We start from the raw sequence: 19,804 nt of genomic DNA, 5'->3' as shown, positions 1-19,804 counted from the left end.
CGGTCAGGCGGGAGTGGCCACCGGATGCAGCGGCGGAGTCGCGGCGTCGGTGGGCCGGACAGTCTCGAGGGCGGGTCCGACAGCGTGTCCGGCAGGCTCGACGCCGGGTACGTCGGGCTCGACGACCGGCCAGGCCCGTTCGATCACCGCGGTCGGTTCCGTCCGGCGCAGGTACTCCTCGAAGCCGGCGGCCTGACGTTCGGCCCAGCCGATCAGCGCGGCATGGAGCTCGACGGCGGGCCGGCGCAGGAAGGCGTACCGTTCGGCGAGGACCCGGGCCACCTGCAGCGTCGCGAGGACGTCGGCCGCGGAGGTGTGGGCGTTCTCGAACCGGATGCCGTAGTGCTCGCAGAGCGCCGTCAGCGTCCGTTTGCCGCGCCGGTAACGATCCGCCTGCTTGTCCAGGATGAACGGATCGATCACCGGCATGGGAGGGGGGACCGCCACGGCGTGGCGGCGGCCCTCCTGCGCGAGCACCGTGAAGTCGTACCGCGCGTTGAAGGCGAGGACGGGCACGCCGGCGGTGAAGAGCCGGGCGAGGACCGCGGCGATGCCGCGGACCACCTCGGCGGCGGGCAGGCCGTTCGCCCGGGCGTGGGCCGTCGTGACCCCGTGGATCGCAGCGGCGTCGTCCGGGATCTCGATGCCCGGATCCGCCAGCCACTCGTGGTGCTCGAGCACCTCCCCGGCGCCGTCGACGAGCACGATGGTCGCGGTGACGACCCGGGCCGTCAGCGGGTCCCGTCCCGTCGTCTCGAGGTCGAAGGCGGCCCTCGGACACTCATGCCAGCTGGTCATGGCCCCACGGTACCGGCGGGGTCCGACCAAACGGCCCCGGCGCCCCGTTCCGCGGGCCGGGCTAGGGTTGGCGGATGCAGCCACGAGTCCATGGCGTCGCTCCTGCCCGCAGCGACGCCGTCGTCCCCGGTCCTGTGCACCGCCGGCACGGTAGTCCCGCGGTGTACGCGGAGGCGGTCCTGCGCATCGCCGAGCTGATCCCGCAGGGCATGGTCCTGACCTACGGCGACGTCGCCGAACTGTTGGAGGCGGGCGGGCCGCGCCAGGTGGGGAGGGCGTTGTCGCGCAGCACCCGCGCCGTCCCGTGGTGGCGCGTCCTCCGGGCCGGAGGGCTGCCGCCCCGCGGACTGGAACTGGAGGCCCGTGCACGCTACGACGCCGAGGGCACCCCTCTGTCGGTGCCGTCGGTGCCGTCGGTGCCGTCGGACCCGGGGGACTACCGCGTCGACCTGGGGCGTGCGCGGTGGTCGCCGTCCGGCGGGGAACTGGCCCTGGTGGCCGCTGTCGGCGCGTCCCTGAGCCACGCCGGGCCGTAATGCAGGACACCCCCGCGCATGCCCTCGATTGTCCGTGGGATGTGATGGTCTAGGACCATGACCAGCACCCTCCATGACGCCCCGACGGCGTCCTCCGGCACTACCGTCGCCGGGCCCGCCGCGGACCCGGCGGACGGCTACGACGCCGTCCTCGAGTCGCTGCGGGACGTCTCCGGCCAGGTCCTGGTCCTCGGCGCCCCCGGGAGCGGGAAGTCCTCGCTGCTCACGGACCTCGCGGTCCTGCGGATCGGGGAGGGGCGCGTGGATCCCGAGGGGCTCCTCCTCCTCGGCCCCACGCGTGCCGCCGCGACGAGGCTCCGCGACGAGCTCACCGCCAAGCTCGAGCGCAGCATCAGCACCGCCCCTGCCCGCACCTGGGCCTCCTACGCCTTCGATCTCATCCGCCGCGCCCGGGCCGAGGGCCGCACCCCCGCCATCACGAGGCCGCCCCGGCTCCTGTCCGGGGCCGAGCAGGACCTCATCATCAAGGAACTCCTCTCGGGGCACGGACGCGACGGAGCCCCCGAGCTCGCCTGGCCCGCGAGCCTGGCCCTCGCGCTGCCGACGCGGGGCTTCCGGCAGGAGATCCGCGACCTGTTCGACCGCGTGAGCGAGTACGGCGTGCCGGCCGACGACCTGGCGGCCTGGGGCGAGCGGTTCGACCGGCCGGACTGGGTGGCGGCGGCCGCGCTGTACCGCGAATACCGCGACGTCCTCGACCTCCGCATGCCCGAGGCCTTCGACCCGGCGGGAATCCTCACGGCGGCACGGGAGCTCCTCGAGACCGACCGCGACTTCCTCGACAGGGAGCGCAGACGCCTGCAGCTCGTGCTCGTCGACGACTACCAGGAGGCGAATCCCGCCGTCCACGCACTGCTGGGCCTCATCGGAGCGGGCAAGGACGTCGTCGTCACCTCCTGCCCCGACACCGTGGCACAGGGCTTCCGCGGAGCGCGTCCCGAACTGACCGGGCGTCTCTCCACCCTCTTCCGGCGGGGCGGCGGCCTGACGACGGTGACCCTGCCCGCGTCGCTGACGCTGCACGGCCGGCTGGCCAAGGCCTGGAGCAACGTCGCCGCGCGCATCTCGACCACGGGCGTGAGTACCGCCTACCGGTCCCAGCCGCACCGGCCGGAGGACGCCGACGCGGACGCGGACGCCCGGCAGCATCCACGCCAGGACGCCGCGCCCGACGACGTGACGGCGGGGCGCGGGGCGCCCGGCCCGACGGTGTCCGCCCATGTGCTCGACAGCGCCTTCCACGAGCAGCGCTTCGTCACGCAGCGGGTGCTCGAGGCCCATCTGTTCGGCGGACGCAGCCTCGACGACATCGCCGTCATCGTCCGGAACGGCGCACAGGTGTCCGCGGTGCAGCGCTTCCTGACGGCGCAGGGCATCGCCGTCAACGTGCCCGCGGCGGAGACGGCCATCCGGGAGGAACCCGCCGTCCGTCCGCTGCTGGACCTGTACGCGGTGGTCGTGGGACGCGGTGAGCTCGACACCGAGCTGTGCATCTCGCTGCTCACGTCGCGTATCGGCGGCGCGGGCAGCCTGGACCTCCGACGCCTCCGCCAGGTCCTGCGGCGTACGGAACTGCAGCAGGGCGGGGGCCGCACGAGCGACGAGCTCCTGACAGCCCTGTTCGCCTCGCCCGAGGAGATCGCCGCGCTGCCCTCCGAGGGTGCCCCCGTGCGGCGCCTGCACCGGATGCTGGACGCGGGGAGGGCGGCGGCCGCCGATCCCGGGAGCGATCCGGAGACCGTCCTGTGGGCGCTCTGGTCGGCCTCCGGCCTCGCGCAGCAGTGGTCGGGCGCGGCCCTGTCGGAGGGCCCGTCGTCGACGCGCGCCGATCGGGACCTGGACGCGATGATGGCCCTGTTCCACACGGCGGAACGCTTCGTCGAACAGATGCCGGGTGCGGATCCGGGCCTGTTCCTCGACTACATCCTCAGCCAGGACATCCCCATGGACACCCTCGCGCAGCGCACCACCCGCCAGGCCTCGGTGTCGGTGCTCACGCCCGCGAGTGCGGCCGGTCGTCACTGGCCCCTCGTGATCGTCGCCGGTGTGCAGGACGGTGTCTGGCCGAACCTCAGGCTGCGCGGCGAGCTCCTCGGATCCGGTGAGCTGCGCGCGCTGCTCGACTACGGCGAGTCGTTCCGGAGCAACCGGGACCCCGTGTCCCTGCTGCAGGACATCCGTTTCGACGAGTTGCGCACGTTCTCCCTCGCCGTGTCCCGCGCCACCCAGGAGCTGGTGTGCTGCGCGGTCGCGTCCCAGGACGAGCAGCCGTCCCAGTTCCTCGACGTCCTGGATCCGCTTCCTGCCGGCACCGCCGAGCGGGCACGGACCGAGGTCCTGCGACCGGTCACGCTGCGCGCCCTCGTCGCCGAGCTGCGCAAGTTCGCCCAGGACCCGCAGGCCGGCGCCGCACTGTCCGGCGAGGCGGTCCGGCATCTCGGCCGGATGGCGGTCCTCGAGCCGCCGGTACCGGGTGCGCACCCGGCCCAGTGGTGGGGCGTCCTGGACCTGAGCAGCGAGGAGCCGGTCGTCCCCGAGGACCAGCCCATCCCCGTGTCGCCCTCGAAGGTCGAATCGGTCCTCACCTCACCCCTGAGCTGGTTCGTGTCCGCGGCCGGAGGGGAGCGGACCACGGACTTCGCACGGTCCCTCGGGACGCTCGTGCATCAGATCGCGCAGGACATGCCGGAGGCGAGCGGTACCGAGTACGTCCGGGAACTCGAACGGCGCTGGCCGCAGCTCGGCATGAAGGATTCGTGGGAGGGCCAGTCCGACTTCCGGCGGGCCGAGGGCATGGTGCGGAAGCTGGCGGCGTACGTGCTGTGGATGCGGCAGGCGGGCAGGTCGCTGCAGGCGACCGAGGTCGACTTCTCCGTGGACCTCGACATGAGGATCGGGGGTGCGGACAGGATCGCCCGCCTGCGCGGCCAGATCGACCGGTTGGAACTCGACGCCGACGGCAGGTTCGTGGTCGTCGACCTGAAGACGGGGAAGAGCGCACCCGTCGGCGCGGACATCGCCCGTCATCCGCAGCTCGCGGCCTACCAGACCGCCGTCGCCTCGGGCGCCCTGCTCGACACCCCGGACGGGGACGCCGGCAACGGGCCGGCCGATGGCGGTGCGACGGCCGGTGCCGGGTCCCGGGAGCCGGGTGGTGCGTCCCTCGTGCAGCTGGGGACCAAGGCGAAGGGGATCTCCGTCCAGGAACAGCCACCCGTGGGTCCCGAGGACGCGTGGGCGCGGACCATGATCGAGGACGCCGCCGTCCTCATGGCGGCCGCGACCTTCGACACCATCCACGACCCACGCCGCTCGGGCTTCGGCGGGAGCGGCTGTCGCCTGCCGGAGATCTGTCCGCTGTGTGAAGAGGGAAAGCAGGTGACGCAGTGACGGCCGAGCCGCGTGCAACCCCGACCTATTCGGCCCGGCGGCTGGCCGAACTGCTCCATGCCGACCCGGATGCCCCGGTCCAGTACCCGACGGAGGACCAGGCCCGCGTCATCGAGGCTCCGCTGGAGCCCCTCCTCGTCATCGCCGGAGCCGGTTCGGGCAAGACCAAGACGATGGCGGACAGGGTCGTCTGGCTCGTCGCCAACAACCTCGTGCGGCCCGAGCAGATCCTCGGTGTCACCTTCACCCGCAAGGCGGCGGGCGAGCTCGCGTCCCGCGTCCGGCAGCGGCTCGCGCAACTCTATACGGCACTCGCCCACGACGATCGCGACACCGCAGGTGGGGATGCGCTCGACCGGCTCGATCCCGCCATCTCCACCTACCACTCCTTCGCAAACGGCATCGTCCAGGACTACGGCCTGCGCATCGGGGTCGAGCGGGATTCGGTCATGCTCGGCACGGCCCAGTCCTGGCAGCTCGCCCACTCCGTCGTGGAGGCGTACGACGGCGAGTGGGAACACTTCACGGCCGCCAAGAGCACGCTCGTGAAGGCGGTGCTCGACATGGCCGGCGAGTGCGCGGAGCACCTCGTCACGCCCGGGACCGTCCGGGACGAGCTCCGTCGCCACATCGATCACGTCGTCGCCCAGCCCTACGTCGCAGGGTCCACCAGGGCCGCCACGCAGAAGGTGCAGGAGCTGCTCGACAAGCTGCGCACCCGCGTCACCGTGACGGAACTCGCGGAGCGCTACGCCGCCGCCAAGCTCGCGCGCCGCCAGCTCGACTTCGGCGACCTGGTCTCCCTTGCAGCGCGGATCGCCCGGGACATACCGGAGGCCGGGAGGATGGAGCGCGAGAAGTACAGGGTGGTGCTGCTCGACGAGTTCCAGGACACCTCCCACGCCCAGATGGTGCTGTTCTCGAGGCTCTTCGCGGACGGTCGTTCCGTCACCGCCGTGGGCGATCCCCACCAGTCGATCTACGGCTTCAGGGGAGCGTCGGCGGGGCAGCTGGCCACCTTCCGTACTGCGTTCCCGCGGGTGACCGGCGAAGGGCGGGCACCGTCGGAGGTGGCCCACCTGTCGGTCGCGTGGCGTAACTCGACCTCGATCCTCGAGGCGGCGAACACGGTGTCGGCGCCCCTGAACGTGCCCGCACCATGGCTCCGCAACACCACGGTCCAGCAGGTCCCCGGACTCGTCGCGCGCCCCGGGGCGCCACTGGGTGAGGTGACGCTGGGGCGTTTCCTCACCGATGCCCCCGTCGGGGGCGCCGACGCCGCCGAGGAGGCGGTATCGCCTGCCGGCCCGGCGGCCCCGTCCACCCTGAGCGAGGCGGAGGCGGTGACGCGGGAGGTCCTGCGCCAGCGCCGCCGGAGCTTCGAGACCGACGACGCCGGGAACCCCCTCCGCCCGACGATGGCCGTGCTGTGCAGGGGACGCAAACAGTTCGAGCCGATTCGTCGGGAACTGGAGCGTGCGGGCGTCCCGGTTCAGGTGGTGGGCCTCGGCGGCCTGCTGCGGACCCCCGAGATCGTCGACCTGCTGGCCACCCTCAGGGTGCTGGGCGACCCCGACCGCTCGGACTCGATGCTGCGGCTCCTGGCGGGAGCACGATGGCGGCTGGGACCGGCAGACCTCATGGCACTGGGCGACTGGTCGAGGCAGCTCGCCCGTACCCGCGAGGCGATGTTCAGGCGCGGCGACGCCGCAGGGGAGGAGCTCGACGACGACCAGAGCCGGGACGCCGTCGTCGCACCGGACCTGGCCGAGGCCGGCAGCCTGGTGGAGGCCGTCGACCACCTCCCGCCGGCCGGGTGGGTGTCCTCCTCCGGCCGGACGCTGAGTGATCCCGCGCGACGGCGGCTCGATGCCCTCCGGCGAGAACTGCGCGCCCTCCGCAGCTTCGTGGGTGACGACCTCGGCAGCATGATCGGCGAGGTGGAGCGCACCATCCTCCTGGACATCGAGGTGGCCGCCAAGCCGGGGGTGAGCATCCACGAGGCACGCCGTAACCTCGATGCCTTCACGGAGGCCGTCGCCGGATTCGTCTCCACCGCCGAGCGGGTCGACCTCCCGGCATTCCTCGCATGGCTCGAAGCGGCGGACCAGGAGGAGGACGGGCTGCCCGTAGCGCAGCTCGAGGCGAGCAGGGACGCGGTGCAGCTGCTGACGGTCCATGCCTCGAAAGGGCTGGAGTGGGACGTCGTGTTCGTGCCGGGACTCAACGAGGGTTCCTTCCCGAGCGGGAAGGACTCGCGCTGGAGCAGCGGGGACTCCTCGATCCCGTGGCCGCTGCGCGGCGACGCTGCCGAGCTGCCGCACTGGGACTGGGAGCAGCAGGACCAGAAGGAGTGGCTCGCCAGCGAGAAGGACTTCACGGAGGAAGCCAGGGCGCATGCGGAACGGGAGGAACGCCGGCTCGCCTACGTGGCGTTCACGCGGGCCAAGCACGCCCTGGTCTGCACATCCTCGTCCTGGGGCGGCGGACGGTCCAAACCCTCGGCTCCCTCGGCCTACCTGAACGATCTGGTGACCCTCGCGGAGGCCGGTGCCGCGGGTTACACCCTGCCGCACTGGCTGCAGGAGGAGCACCAGGGCGACACGAACCCGGCCAATGCCCGGCCGGAACGGGCGAGCTGGCCCTTCGACCCGCTCGGGCCCCGGCGGAGCCCGATGGAACGCGCCGCACAGGCCGTCCTGGAGCAGGCCGCAGCCCCCACGCTGGAGGTCGACGTCGATGGGGGGCGGTGGGGTCGGGAGGTCCGCCTCGCACTGGCGCGGCAGGCCCGCGAACGCGAACGGTTGCCGCTCACGCTGCCGTCCCACATCTCCGCATCCACCCTCGTGGAGCTCCGGGAAGATCCCGAGGCGGTCATGCAGCAGCTGCGGCGCCCGCTCCCGCGCCGGCCCGGTACGGCGGCCCGCAAGGGGACGGCGTTCCATGCCTGGATCGAGGAGTTCTACGGCTCCGGCGGCATGCTCGACCTCGGGGAGTACCCGGGCGGGGCGGACGTCTACGTGGACGAGACACTCGGCCTGAAGGACATGGCCGCCATCTTCGAGAGGTCCGAGTGGGCCCTCCGTGAACCCGCCGCCATCGAGGCCCCCATCGAGACGAAGATCGGCAGCATCGTGGTGCGTGGCCGGATCGATGCCGTCTTCCGCGATTCCGACGGCGGATGGGACCTGATCGACTGGAAGACCGGCCGCCCGCCCTCCCCGGACCGCCGCGCTGCCAAGGCCGTGCAGTTGGCCGTGTACCGCCTGGCCTGGTCGAGGCTGAAGGAGGTGCCGCTGGACACGGTCCGGGCGGCCTTCTTCTACGTCGCCGACAACCTCGTCGTGCGCCCGCACGACCTCGCGGACGCAGCGGAACTGGAAGCCATCATCGCAGCGGCGGACACGGCGGCCGGCTCCTGACCCTCAGGCCGGGGAGGGGCCGCGCCGTCCGTCCGAGGCCCGGAGGTGGATGGAAGGGCTGACCGGCCGTACTGCCGGCCACCTCGTCGGCGCTGCACCGCGGGACGCCCTGACGAGGGCGAGGCCCTGGCGTCAGCTGCCGAAGGACACGATCGGCAGTGCCGAGGTCGCCACGTCGTCCGGGGAGCCGGCCACCGGTCCGCTGCTCCGGAGCAGGGTGACCTTCGTCGACGTACCGGCGGACCGCTGCCGCCCGGCCGTCAGGCGCAGGTAGGCCGGTGACGCTCCGGACGGCGTAGCCGGATCCGCCTCGCCGGGTCGGTGCCCGGACCGGTCCCCTGAGTGGTCGCCCGAGGGGTCTCCGGACGAGTCTCCAAACGAGTCTCCGGAGGAGCCGTCGCGGTGCCCGGAGGGGATCGACGCCTGCATCCGGGTGGGGTCGGACCCGCGGTCCGCCGCGGGTGCGTGCGGGTCGTAGGCGTGGCTGCCGGTCCGGTCCTGTGGGGCGTGGCCGGTGCCGGAGCCCGACCGCGGGTCCTGGGCGGGGCCGTCGTGCACCGCCCCGTCGCGGGGTTCGCGGACGGGATCACCGGCGCCGGTCCCGACGCCGTCCCGGTGGCCACCGGCCACCTCCTCGGCTCCGGGGACGGCGTCCCGATCCTCCCGGTGCCCGTGCTGGTCGTCGTACGCGTCGGTGCCGTGCTCGTTGCCCCATTCGAGGCGCACCTCGTGGGCGTGCCGGGCCCGCTCGGCAGCTTCGTGCTGCTCACGCTCGATGGACTCGACGTCCGCCTCGAGGGTGGCCAGCATCTCCTCCGCCTCGTGGACCATCGCGGCATCCTCGAGGGCGACGCCGCGTACGAGCCACTGCGCGAGTGCGAACTCGGCGGCGAGCGCCGCCCGCCGCCACAGGTGGGGGTCGACGGCGGTCGCCCTGGCCTGCGCATAGGCCGCATGGACGGCGTCGACGAAGGGGGCGTCCTCGGCGGCTGCAAGCCAGGCGAAGTCCTCCGCGGGATCGCCGATGCACAGGTCCGTCCAGCCCGTGACCGCCGACACGCGGCCGGCGGCGACGAGGAGGTGGTCCTCGTGCAGGTCTCCGTGCACCACCGTCGGGCTGAACCGCCACAGGGCGACGTCCTCCAGTGCGTGCTCCCACCGGCGCAGCAGGATCGACGGGATCTTGCCCGTGGTCGCGGCCTGATCGAGTTCGTTCAGCTTGCGCTGGCGGTACTCGTCGGCCTCGTAGCTGGGCAGGTCCGCGCGCTGCACCATGTCCTTCGGCAGGGCATGGATCGCGGCGATGGCCCGGCCCACTTCCTGTGCCATCGTGGTCCCACCGGCGGTGAGTGCCTCCAGCGTCCTGGTGGTCCCGGCGAGGTGGGAGTACACGAAGGTGCTGAGCTCACCCTGGCGGACACTGCCGGCCATGTGCGGGATGAGGAAAGGGAGTTCGGCCTTGACGGCCGGGGTGAAGGCGCGGAGCGCCTGCAGTTCGGTCTCGAGCCGCATGCTCGCTTCGGCATGTTTCGGCGAACGCACCCGCCACTGCTTCCCGGCGTCGTCGACCAGCAGCGCCGAGTCGAAATCGGCAGCATCATCGGGAGCACCGGCGACCCCTGTCGGAGCCAGGCCAGGTACCGCGGCGCTGGCGATGGCAGCAAGTTCCATGGGTGTCCGTTTCACACCTTCCACCGTAGGGCGTCCCGCGGCAGCCGGAGCCGTTCCGGCGCGGCGAGTCGTCAGATGCACCACTCGTCTTCGCGCTCGCACTACTCCTCCACCCCCCACTGCGCAGAATGTGTTTTGGGAGAGTGAGAACGTACCGTAGAAGCATGATCGATCCCCTCCGGACACTCGTGCTGCCACCCCTCGGATCGCTGCCGCTCTCGCGGGCCGATGCGGACCGCGACGGCGACTCGAGGACGTCCGAGAACCTTCTCGACACCCTGTGGGCCTCGCCGGGGACGAGGGTGCTCGCCCTCGTCCGGGGGAAGGCGCCGGTGCAGGGGAGCGCGCTCCGGCTGGTCGCGCCCGCACAGGTGGAGCGGCCCGACCTGCTCGTCTACCTGGGGCGCATCAACGAGGGCGCCCCGGATGCCGGGCGCAGCGTGGTCCTCGCGGTCCTTGCCGAGGAGGACACCTCCCTGGCGCCGCCCGAGCAGTGGCTCGGTCTGCGGGACATCGCCGCGTCCCTCGATGCCCGCGATGCCGGCCTGTTCGTCGAGGCGGCCGCCATCGCGAACTGGCATGCGACCCACACGCATTGCCCGCGGTGCGGCACGCCGACCGAGGTGCGCGCCGGCGGCTGGGTGCGCCGGTGCCCCACGGACGACTCCGAGCACTACCCCCGGACCGACGCCGCGATCATCGTCTCCGTGATCGACGACGACGACCGCCTGCTGCTCGGATCCGCCGTCGCGTGGCCGGAGGACCGCTACTCGACCCTCGCAGGATTCGTGGAACCCGGCGAGTCGCTCGAGGCCGCGGTGATCCGCGAGGTCGGCGAGGAGTCCGGCATCGAGGTCGAGGCCCCGCAGTACCTCGGATCGCAGCCCTGGCCCTTCCCCGCGTCCCTGATGCTCGGTTTCACGGCGCGCGCCGTCACGACCGACGCCGTACCGGACCGGGCGGAGATGCGGTCCGTGCGGTGGTTCACGCGCGAGGAGCTGTTCGCCGAGGTGCGCGACGGCACGATCGCGGTCGCGGGTGGCATCTCGATCGCCCGCGCCCTGATCGAACGCTGGTACGGCGGACCGCTCGACGAGGAGCCGTCGGAGGCGCGTCCCTAGTGTCCGGACTATTGCTCGAGGAGAGCATCCTCGAGGGGCTCGACGACGAACAGCGCATGGTGGCCAGCTCCCTCTCCGGTCCTCTGTGCGTCCTGGCCGGGGCCGGTACGGGAAAGACGCGGGCCATCACCCACAGGATCGCCTACGGTGTGCACACCGGTGTCTACAAGCCGCAGCAGGTGCTCGCGGTGACCTTCACAGCGCGTGCCGCGGCGGAGATGCGCACGCGGCTCCGGGACCTCGGCGCGGGTGGCGTCCAGGCCCGCACGTTCCATGCCGCAGCCCTCCGCCAGTTGCAGTACTTCTGGCCTCAGGCCGTCGGCGGACCCCTGCCCGCCCTGGTCGACCACAAGGCGCAGCTGATCGCGGAGTCGGCGCGGCGGCTCCGCCTGTCGACGGACCGCGCCGCGATCCGTGACGTGGCGGCGGAGATCGAATGGGCCAAGGTCTCGATGCTGACCCCGGATGCCTACGCAGCGGCCGCAGCGGGCCGGGCGGAGCCGGCGGGGATGGACCTCACCACGGTGTCGCGGATCTTCTCGGCGTACGAGGACCTGAAGATCGACCGGAACCTGATCGACTTCGAGGACGTCCTGCTGACGACCGTCGCGATCCTCGAGGAGGACGAGAAGGTCGCCGCCACCGTGCGGGCCCAGTACCGCCACTTCGTGGTCGACGAGTACCAGGACGTCTCCCCGCTGCAGCAGCGCATGCTGGACCTGTGGCTCGGGGAACGGCGCGAGCTGTGTGTCGTCGGTGACGCCAGCCAGACCATCTACTCGTTCACGGGTGCGACATCGCGCCACCTGCTCGACTTCACCAAACGCTACGAGGGTGCGCAGGTGGTCAGGCTTGTCCGCGACTACAGGTCCACACCCCAGGTGGTCCGCGCGGCGAACACCCTGCTGGCCGCACGGAGCGGCGAGGTGGACCGCCGCGCGACCGGCACCACCTGGTCCGCTCCGCTCGAGCTGGTCGCCCAGCGACAACCGGGGCCGGAGCCCGTCTTCACCGAGTGCAGCGACGACGAGGCCGAAGCGGCCGAGTGCGCGCGGCGCATCGGCGTGCTGCTCGACCAGGGCGTGAAGGCGAGCGAGATCGCCATCCTCTATCGGACGAACGGGCAGTCGGAGGCGTACGAGCAGGCACTGGCGAGTGCCGGCATCGGGTACCAGCTGCGCGGCGGCGAGAGGTTCTTCCAGCGCCGCGAGGTCCGCGACGCGCTCCTCCAGTTGCGCGCTGCGGCACGCACGCAGGGCGACGACGACGTCCCCCAGCAGGTACGGGACGTCCTCGCCTCGCTCGGCTACACGTCCGTGGCACCCCAGAACTCGGGGGCGGTACGGGAGAAGTGGGAGTCGCTGGCTGCCCTGGTGGGCCTGGCCGACGAGCTCAACCGCGTGCGGGGGCCGGAGGCGTTCACCCTGCAGATGTTCGTCGCCGAGCTCGAGGAGAGGGCAGCGGCCCAGCATGCCCCGACGGTGCAGGGCGTCACCCTGGCGTCGCTGCACTCCGCGAAGGGGCTGGAGTGGGACGCCGTCTTCCTCGTCGGGCTGAGCGAGGGACTCATGCCCATCTCGTTCGCCGACACGCAGGAGGCCATCGACGAGGAGCGCCGGCTGCTGTACGTGGGGATCACCCGCGCGCGTATCCACCTCTCGATGTCCTGGTCCACGTCACGCTCCCCGGGCGGTCGCGCCAGCAGGAAGCCCTCACGGTTCCTCGATGCGCTGCGTCCGGCCGGCACGGGACAGGCATCCTTCCGGCAGCCGCGAGCGAAGGCCACCCGCAAGGCCGCCGGGCCGGCCGTCTGCCGCGTGTGCAAGCGGCCGCTCCTCACCGGCTCGGAGCGGAAGATGGGACGCTGCAACGACTGCCCGGCCACCTACGAGGAACAGACCTTCGAAGCGCTGCGCGCATGGCGGCTCGTGGAGGCCCGCGACAAGGACGTGCCCGCCTTCGTCGTCTTCACGGACGCGACCCTCGTCGCCATCGCCGAGGCCCGGCCGGAGACCCTCGACGAACTCGGGGGGCTGGCCGGTGTCGGCTCGGCAAAGCTCGAGCGGTACGGCGAGGCCGTTCTCGAGATCATCAGTGACAACGCCTGACGCCCCGGGGCGGCCGGACGGGTCGCGTCTGCCGGTCGAGGTGCGGCGATCCGCACGCCGGAAGCGCACCGTCAGTGCCGATATCAGGGACGGGGTGATCCGCGTCTCCATCCCGGGACACTTCTCGGCGAGCCAGGAGCACCACTGGGTCGAACGGATGGTCGAGCGGATGTCGGCGAAGTACCTCGCGGCCCCCGCCCTCGAGGACGACCCGACCGCGCTGCTCCGGAGGGCCAGGCACCTCGCGGCGCAATACCTCGGTGGCAGGGGAGTGCCGGCGACGATCGGCTGGGTGACCAACCAGAATTCCCGCTGGGCGTCCGCCACCCCCGCGCACCGGTCCATCCGCCTGTCGCACAAGCTGCAGGGCATGCCCGACTGGGTCGTCGACTACGTCATCCTCCACGAGATGGCGCACCTCGTCGAACCCTCGCACAATGCCGTGTTCTGGGAGCTGCTCACCAGCTATCCACGCACCGAGACGGCGAAGGCGTTCCTCGACGGGGCCGCCTTCGCCGCACAGCGCGGTCTTCCTCCGACCGGGCAGGACGCCTTCTAGCCGGTGGCAGTGCAGTCCGCGCGCTCAGCGCGGTCCGTCGCCGTCCGCCGCCGATCCGTCCGTGCCGCTTCCGTCCTCGTCATCCGCGGTCCCGGGTGCTGCTTCCCCGGAGTCCCCGTCGGAGGCGTCGTCCTGCGGCTCGAACCCGCCCGCCAGCAGACGCTGCAGGGCGGCGTCGACATCGGCGTCGGAGGACTCGATGAGCTTGCGGCGCCCGGAGAATCCCGCCGGGTCGTCGAGGTCCTCGGCCGTGGGCAGCAGATCGGGGTGCTGCCAGAGGGCGTCGCGCCCGTCGATGCCGCGCTCCTCGGTCAGGTGCGACCAGAGGGCTGCGGCGTCGCGCAGCCTCCGCGGCCTCAGCTCGAGGCCGACGAGCGATGCGAACGCGTGCTCGGCCGGTCCGCCGGTCGCCCGGCGGCGGCGCAGCATCTCGCGCAGCGCACCGGCGGAGGGGAGATTGGCGGCGGCAGCTGCGGTCGTCTCGTCGACCCAGCCCTCGACGAGGGCCAGGGTCGTCTCGAGGCGGATGAGCGCGGTGTCCTGTTCGGGCGTCCGTCCGGGCATGAAGACACCCTGCGAGAGGGCGCCCTGAAGGCTCTCCGGATTGGTCGGATCGATGTCCCTGGCGGCTTCCTCGATCTTCCCCATGTCGATGTGGATGCCCCGGGCGTAGCGCTCGATGCTGCCGAGGAGGTGCCCCGTGAGCCAGGGGCTGTGCGTGAAGAGGCGGACGTGGGCGGCCTCGCGGACCGCGAGGAAGAGCTGCACCTCCTGCTCGGGGATGTCGAGGCCCTCGCCGAACGCCGCCACGTTCGCGGGCAGCAGGGCCATGCGCCCTTCGGCGAGCGGAACTCCGATGTCCGTCGATCCGACGACGTCCTTGGACAGGGCGCCGACCGCCTGTCCGAGCTGCATGCCGAACATCGCACCGCCGACGTTCTGCAGCATGGAGGCGGGGCCGCCCATCATGCCCATCATCGACTTCATCTCGTCCGGGAGCTGCTCGGAGATGACGTCGGACAGTGCCTTGGCGATGCTCGTCGCGACAGGCTCCGTGAGGCGGCGCCAGGTGGCCATGGTGGCCTCGACCCACTCCGCGCGGGACCAGGCACGACCGAGCTGACCGGTGCTCGGGAAATCGGTCACCGGGTCGAGCCACAGTTCCGCGAGCTTCAGGGCCTCGTCCACACTCCGTCGCTGGAGCGCGGTGACCGAGGGGTCGTTGTCGGCCGCGGCGACGCGACGCGCCTGTTCGTGGGCCATCTGCCAGTTGACCGGCCCGTCGCTCGTCGTGGAGAACATGGCCTGGACCTGCTGCATCATCATGGCCATCGCCGCCGGATCGGAGGGCAGCCCCGCGGCCTTCGCGATCTCCTGGGGATCGATGCCGCCGGCCCCGCCTCCGAACATCTTCGACAGCATCTCGGACAGCGGGTCCTGGGGCGTGTCGTCGTCGCCGTTCGAGGGGTTGGATGGGTTGGTCACTGATACCACCGGTCCTGGGAGTAGCTTGGCGGGTCCGGGCGGGAGGGCGGTGCCACTCCTGCCGGTTGTGGAAGACACGCTACCGGCCGTGCCCTGCCGGTGTCCCTCGCGCCGTGCACCGTTCGCTGAGGGCAAAGCAGCAGGGGCGAGCGGCCCTGGGAGCGTACGCGGACGCGGCGACGCGCGGTCGACGTGCAGGGAACGCCCAGGGAGCGTGTCGGCGGGAACGTCTACTCTAGGTGTGCCGGTGTCGTGCGGATCGCCCCACCGCGCTGCCCGCGCAACGCGCCCTACAGGAAGAAGCACCGTGACGCAGCCCGTCCACGTCGAGACGTTCAGCCCGGAGGAGCCCACGCGGCCGAGGGACCCCCGTTTCCGTGCGATGGCGGTCTCGGGGGGGCTGGCCGTCGTCCTGTGCACGGCCGCGGTCCTGCTGCCCTCGCCCTATGTCATCGAGTCGCCGGGGCCGACCTTCAATACGATCGGCGAGGTCGACGGACAGCCGCTCATCCAGGTGGAGGGCACCGAGAGCTATCCGCCCGAGGGCGAACTCGACCTCACCACCGTGTTCGTCAGCGGAGGGCCGAACGGACCGGTGAACGTCCTCCAGACCTTCCGGGCCTGGGCCGATCCCCATGAGACCGTGGTGCCCGAACAGCTCGTGTACCCGGAGGGGACCACGTCCTCCCAGGTGGAGGAGCAGAACGCCGTCGCGATGACCTCCTCCCAGGAATCCGCGATCGCCGCCGCACTGTCCCACGAGGGCATCGACTTCACGGAAGAGCTGTCGGTCGCCGGACTCGCCACCGGCTCCGCGTCGGAGGGGCTCCTGCGCGAGGGGGATGTCCTGCGGACCATCGACGGCGAGGCGATCGGGAACATCGGGACGCTGCGCTCGGCCCTGCGCGAGGCCGGAGGGGCGCCGGCCGCCCTGTCCATCCTCCGGGACGGCGCGCCGCTCGATCTCTCCGTGACGCCGAAGGAATCGCCGGAGGGCGACTTCCAGCTGGGCATCCTCCTCGCCTCGACCTTCGACTTCCCCTTCGACGTCACGATCCAGCTCGACAATGTGGGAGGGCCCTCCGCCGGGACGATGTTCGCACTCGGCATCATCGACACCCTGACCGAGGGGGACCTCACCGGCGGACGGCACTTCGCGGGAACGGGCACGATCGACTCCACCGGAGCCGTGGGGCCGATCGGCGGGATTGCACAGAAGCTCGTGGGAGCACGGTCCGGCGGCGCCGAGTTCTTCCTCGCGCCCGCAGCCAATTGCGACGAGGTGACCGGCAACATCCCCGACGGCCTGACGGTCGTGAAGGTCGGGACGCTCGGGGACGCCGTGGATGCCGTCGAGGCCCTGGGAGCGGGCGGGGACCCGGCCGGGCTGCCCTCCTGCTGAGCGGAGGCGCCGACGTGTCCGGAGGACACAGTTCAGGAACGATCCCGGGCGGGTGCGCAGACGACGGGAACCTAATTGGTCGGGCCAGACGTGAACAGGGCAGAATGAAACCACGAAGGGCGTGACTGCACGCTGTCTTCTGCCCGGGTCCGGGCTGGGGAGCGGAGCGGAAGACCGGTCATCGTGACCCGCAGCAGCTAACGATGAGGTAGATGTGACATCCGGACCAGACCGTCCGTTCGGCAGTAGGCCGAGCCCAGCAAGTGCAGCAAGAAGCCGGCGCCGCAGCCCGCTGATCCCGACGATCATCGTCGTGGCGGTGATCGTCATCGCCTTCGTCTATCTGTCCCAGGTCTACGCGGACGTGCTCTGGTACCAGCAGCTCGGGTTCCTCGAGGTGTTCGTCACCGAGAACCTGTCGCGGATCGTCCTGTTCCTCGTCGCGTTCCTCGTGATGGCCGGCGCGGTCTTCTTCAGCCTGCGCATCGCGTTCAGGAGCCGGCCCATCTACGCCCCCGACAGCGCCATCCAGGACAACCTGAACCGCTACCAGGCGCAGCTCGAGCCGATCCGCCGCCTGCTGATGCTCGGCATCCCCGTGGTCCTCGGTGCGTTCGCCGGCACGGCCGCGTCCTCCCAGTGGCAGGAGGTGCTCCTCTTCGTCAATCAGGAGCCGTTCGGCAAGTCCGACCCGGAGTTCGGCATGGACTACGCGTTCTACATGTTCACGCTGCCGTTCCTGAGCTTCGTGACCGGCTTCCTGATCAGCGTCGTGATCATCAGTGCGATCGCGACCGTCCTCACGCACTACCTCTACGGCGGCATCCGGCTCGAGGAGAAGGGCCTCTTCACCACGAAGGCGGCTCGGATCCAGATCGCCGTCGTCGCGGCGCTCTTCCTCGTGCTCCAGGGCGTCAACTACTGGCTGGACCGCTACGACACGCTGCTCAACCAGGGCACCTGGGCCGGTGCGCTCTACACCGACGTGAATGCGGTCATCCCCACCAAGGCCATCCTCGCCGTCGCCGCCATCATCGTGGCGGTCCTCTTCGTCGCCTCCGCGTTCATCGGCCGCTGGCGCCTGCCGCTGATCGGCACCGCGATGCTCATCATCACCGCCCTCCTCGCGGGCGGGGTCTATCCCTCCGTCGTCCAGCGATTCCAGGTGCGCCCGTCCGAGCTCAGCCTCGAGGGCGAGTACATCGACAGGAACATCGACATGACGCGCGAGGCGTACGGCCTGGACGCGGTCGAGGTCGAGGCCTACAACCCCGAGGACGTCCCGCAGGCGGGAGCCCTGGGCGACGACGGCGAGACGACGGCGAACATCCGCCTGCTCGATCCGAACCTCGTCTCCGACGCGTTCAGCCAGCTGCAGCAGTTCCGCCAGTACTACCAGTTCCCGGAGACGCTCAACGTCGACCGGTACGAGATCGACGGTGAGGTGCAGGACACCGTCATCGCGGTCCGTGAGCTCGACACCAACGGTGTCCCCGCGGGCTGGGTCAACGAGCACGTCTTCTACACCCACGGCTACGGCGTGGTGGCCGCCGCCGGTTCGACCGTGCAGCCCGATGGCCGCCCGTCCTTCCTGCAGTCCGGCATCCCCTCCACGGGTGTGCTCGGTGACGAGTCCACCTACGAGCCGCGCATCTACTTCGGCGAGGACTCCCCCGAGTACTCCGTCGTGGGAGCACCCGAGGGGCAGGCGCCGGCCGAGATCGACCGCCCGCAGAACGAGAACTCCGACGACGAATCGCGCACCACCTTCAGCGGCGAGGGCGGGCCGAATGTGGGCAACGCCTTCAACCGCCTCGTGTACGCGCTGAAGTTCCAGTCCACCGACCTCCTGCTGTCCAACCAGGTCAACAGCGAGTCCCAGATCCTCTACGACCGTGACCCCGTGGAGCGCGTCCGCAAGGTCGCTCCGTACCTGACGCTCGACGGCAACAGCTACCCGGCGATCGTCGACGGGCGCGTGAAGTGGATCATCGACGGCTACACCACCAGCGCCAACTTCCCGTACTCGACGCAGCAGGAACTGGAATCGGCGACACAGGATTCGCAGACGGCCGAGGGCCTCGCCACCGCACTGCCCGCGGAACAGGTCAACTACATCCGCAACGCGGTCAAGGCCACGGTCGACGCCTACGACGGCTCGGTCAGCCTGTACGCCTGGGACGACCAGGATCCGGTCCTGAAGTCGTGGCAGAACGTCTACCCGTCCTCGCTGCAGCCCTTCAGCGAGATGTCGGCCGACCTGATGGCGCACGTCCGCTACCCGGAGGACCTCTTCAAGGTGCAGCGCGAGCTGCTCGCCCGCTACCACGTCACCTCGACGGACGAGTTCTACAACAACAGCGAGGCGTGGAACGTACCGGCCGATCCGGGGGAGAGCGCCGACGGCGCGGCGACGACGGCGGCGACGGACCGCCAGCCGCCGTTCTACCTGACGCTGCAGATGCCCAACCAGGAGGAGGCCGCGTTCTCGCTGACCACGCCGTACATCCCCTTCGTGCCCGCCGGACAGACCCCGAGGAACGTGCTCTACGGCTTCCTCGCGGCGAACGGCGACGCAGGGACGGGCGAGGACGGCGTCAAGAGCGAGAACTACGGCCGACTGACCCTGCTGGACAGCTCAGGCCGTGACTCCGTGGTCGGCCCCGGCCAGGCGCAGAACCTGTTCAACTCGGACACCACCGTCTCGCAGGAGCTCAACCTGCTGCGCCAGGGTGCGTCCGAGGTCATCAACGGCAACCTGCTGACCCTGCCCATCGGCGGCGGGATCGCCTACGTCCAGCCGGTCTACGTGCAGTCCTCGGGCAGCTCGTCCTTCCCCGTCCTTCGACGGGTCCTCGTGAGCTTCGGTGACAACGTCGGCTTCGCGCCGACCCTCGCCGAGGCACTGGACCAGGTGTTCGGCGGCGAGTCGGGAGCGACGACGGGCGACCAGGAGAACGTGGGCGAAACTCCGGAGGATCCCGCGACGCCTCCGGTGGAGGGCGAGGGCGAGGGCGCCACGCCGACGCCCACGCCGACCCCGTCCGAGGGCGGAACCCCCGGCGGTGCCACGGGTGACCCCGGGGCCGACCTCCGGACCGCGCTCGACGACGCCAACACGGCGATCCAGGACGGCAACGAAGCTCTCGCGGACGGTGACTTCGCAGCCTACGGCGAAGCGCAGGACCGCCTGCAGGACGCGCTGCAGCGGGCGCTGGACGCCGAGGAGCGTGTCTCGGGGACCACCGGGGAGTAGTCCTCGGAGGCCGGGCAGCTGCTCGATTTGCCTCT

11 protein-coding genes are annotated in these 19,804 nt (G+C 71.2%); 8 read left to right on the top strand and 3 right to left on the bottom strand.

The genetic code is table 11. The annotated features are described in order from the left end of the window. Positions 1–3 precede the first annotated feature (3 nt). The gene (locus ACX80U_RS00330) at positions 4–798 is read right to left on the bottom strand and encodes an exonuclease domain-containing protein (protein WP_459267042.1); all 795 of its coding nucleotides are present in this window, start codon (positions 796–798) and stop codon (positions 4–6) included. A gap of 74 nt (positions 799–872) precedes the next feature. On the opposite strand from ACX80U_RS00330, the gene ACX80U_RS00325 reads away from it, so the two are divergent. From ACX80U_RS00325 to ACX80U_RS00315, 3 genes are read left to right on the top strand one after another with little or no spacing between them, the layout of a single operon-like run. After that, positions 873–1,334: an MGMT family protein gene (locus ACX80U_RS00325; protein WP_459267041.1), complete on the top strand. Its 462-nt coding sequence runs from the start codon at positions 873–875 to the stop codon at positions 1,332–1,334. Between the two features lie 57 nt (positions 1,335–1,391). After that, a complete protein-coding gene (locus tag ACX80U_RS00320; protein ID WP_459267040.1) occupies positions 1,392–4,745 on the top strand; it encodes an ATP-dependent helicase in 3,354 nt (1,117 codons plus the stop codon). Beyond that, on the top strand, positions 4,742–8,167 hold the full coding sequence (locus ACX80U_RS00315; protein ID WP_459267039.1) for an ATP-dependent helicase: 3,426 nt from the start codon (positions 4,742–4,744) through the stop codon (positions 8,165–8,167). Before ACX80U_RS00320 ends, ACX80U_RS00315 begins: the two co-directional genes overlap by 4 nt. Positions 8,168–8,299: 132 nt before the next feature. Here the strand turns inward: ACX80U_RS00315 and ACX80U_RS00310 are convergent, their stop codons facing one another. Next, entirely contained in the window at positions 8,300–9,838 is a 1,539-nt protein-coding gene (locus ACX80U_RS00310; protein ID WP_459267038.1) for a phosphotransferase, read from the bottom strand. Positions 9,839–10,002: 164 nt separating this feature from the next. Here ACX80U_RS00310 and nudC point away from each other — a divergent pair, with 164 nt between their 5' ends. Genes nudC through ACX80U_RS00295 form a run of 3 tightly spaced genes read left to right on the top strand, consistent with a single transcriptional unit; the run spans position 10,003 to position 13,626 of the window. Beyond that, the gene (nudC, locus tag ACX80U_RS00305) at positions 10,003–10,959 is read left to right on the top strand and encodes an NAD(+) diphosphatase (protein WP_133080962.1); all 957 of its coding nucleotides are present in this window, start codon (positions 10,003–10,005) and stop codon (positions 10,957–10,959) included. Next, the gene (locus tag ACX80U_RS00300) at positions 10,959–13,067 is read left to right on the top strand and encodes an ATP-dependent DNA helicase UvrD2 (RefSeq protein ID WP_459267037.1); all 2,109 of its coding nucleotides are present in this window, start codon (positions 10,959–10,961) and stop codon (positions 13,065–13,067) included. Before nudC ends, ACX80U_RS00300 begins: the two co-directional genes overlap by 1 nt. Continuing rightward, positions 13,054–13,626 carry a YgjP-like metallopeptidase domain-containing protein gene (locus ACX80U_RS00295; RefSeq protein ID WP_133080961.1) on the top strand — a complete coding sequence of 191 codons (573 nt, stop codon included), beginning with the start codon at positions 13,054–13,056 and terminating at the stop codon, positions 13,624–13,626. The genes ACX80U_RS00300 and ACX80U_RS00295 overlap by 14 nt, the downstream gene beginning before the upstream one ends. 24 nt (positions 13,627–13,650) lie before the next feature. On the opposite strand, the gene ACX80U_RS00290 is transcribed toward ACX80U_RS00295, so the two are convergent. Next, positions 13,651–15,048 carry a zinc-dependent metalloprotease gene (locus ACX80U_RS00290; protein ID WP_459267336.1) on the bottom strand — a complete coding sequence of 466 codons (1,398 nt, stop codon included), beginning with the start codon at positions 15,046–15,048 and terminating at the stop codon, positions 13,651–13,653. Between the two features lie 370 nt (positions 15,049–15,418). On the opposite strand from ACX80U_RS00290, the gene ACX80U_RS00285 reads away from it, so the two are divergent. Next, on the top strand, positions 15,419–16,513 hold the full coding sequence (locus ACX80U_RS00285) for a YlbL family protein (RefSeq protein ID WP_459267036.1): 1,095 nt from the start codon (positions 15,419–15,421) through the stop codon (positions 16,511–16,513). Between the two features lie 292 nt (positions 16,514–16,805). Continuing rightward, the gene (locus ACX80U_RS00280; protein WP_459267335.1) at positions 16,806–19,769 is read left to right on the top strand and encodes a UPF0182 family membrane protein; all 2,964 of its coding nucleotides are present in this window, start codon (positions 16,806–16,808) and stop codon (positions 19,767–19,769) included. The last annotated feature ends 35 nt before the right edge of the window (positions 19,770–19,804 follow it).

The sequence above is a fragment of the Arthrobacter sp. TmT3-37 genome (assembly GCF_054510835.1).
This window is presented reverse-complemented; position numbering and strand designations above follow the sequence as displayed.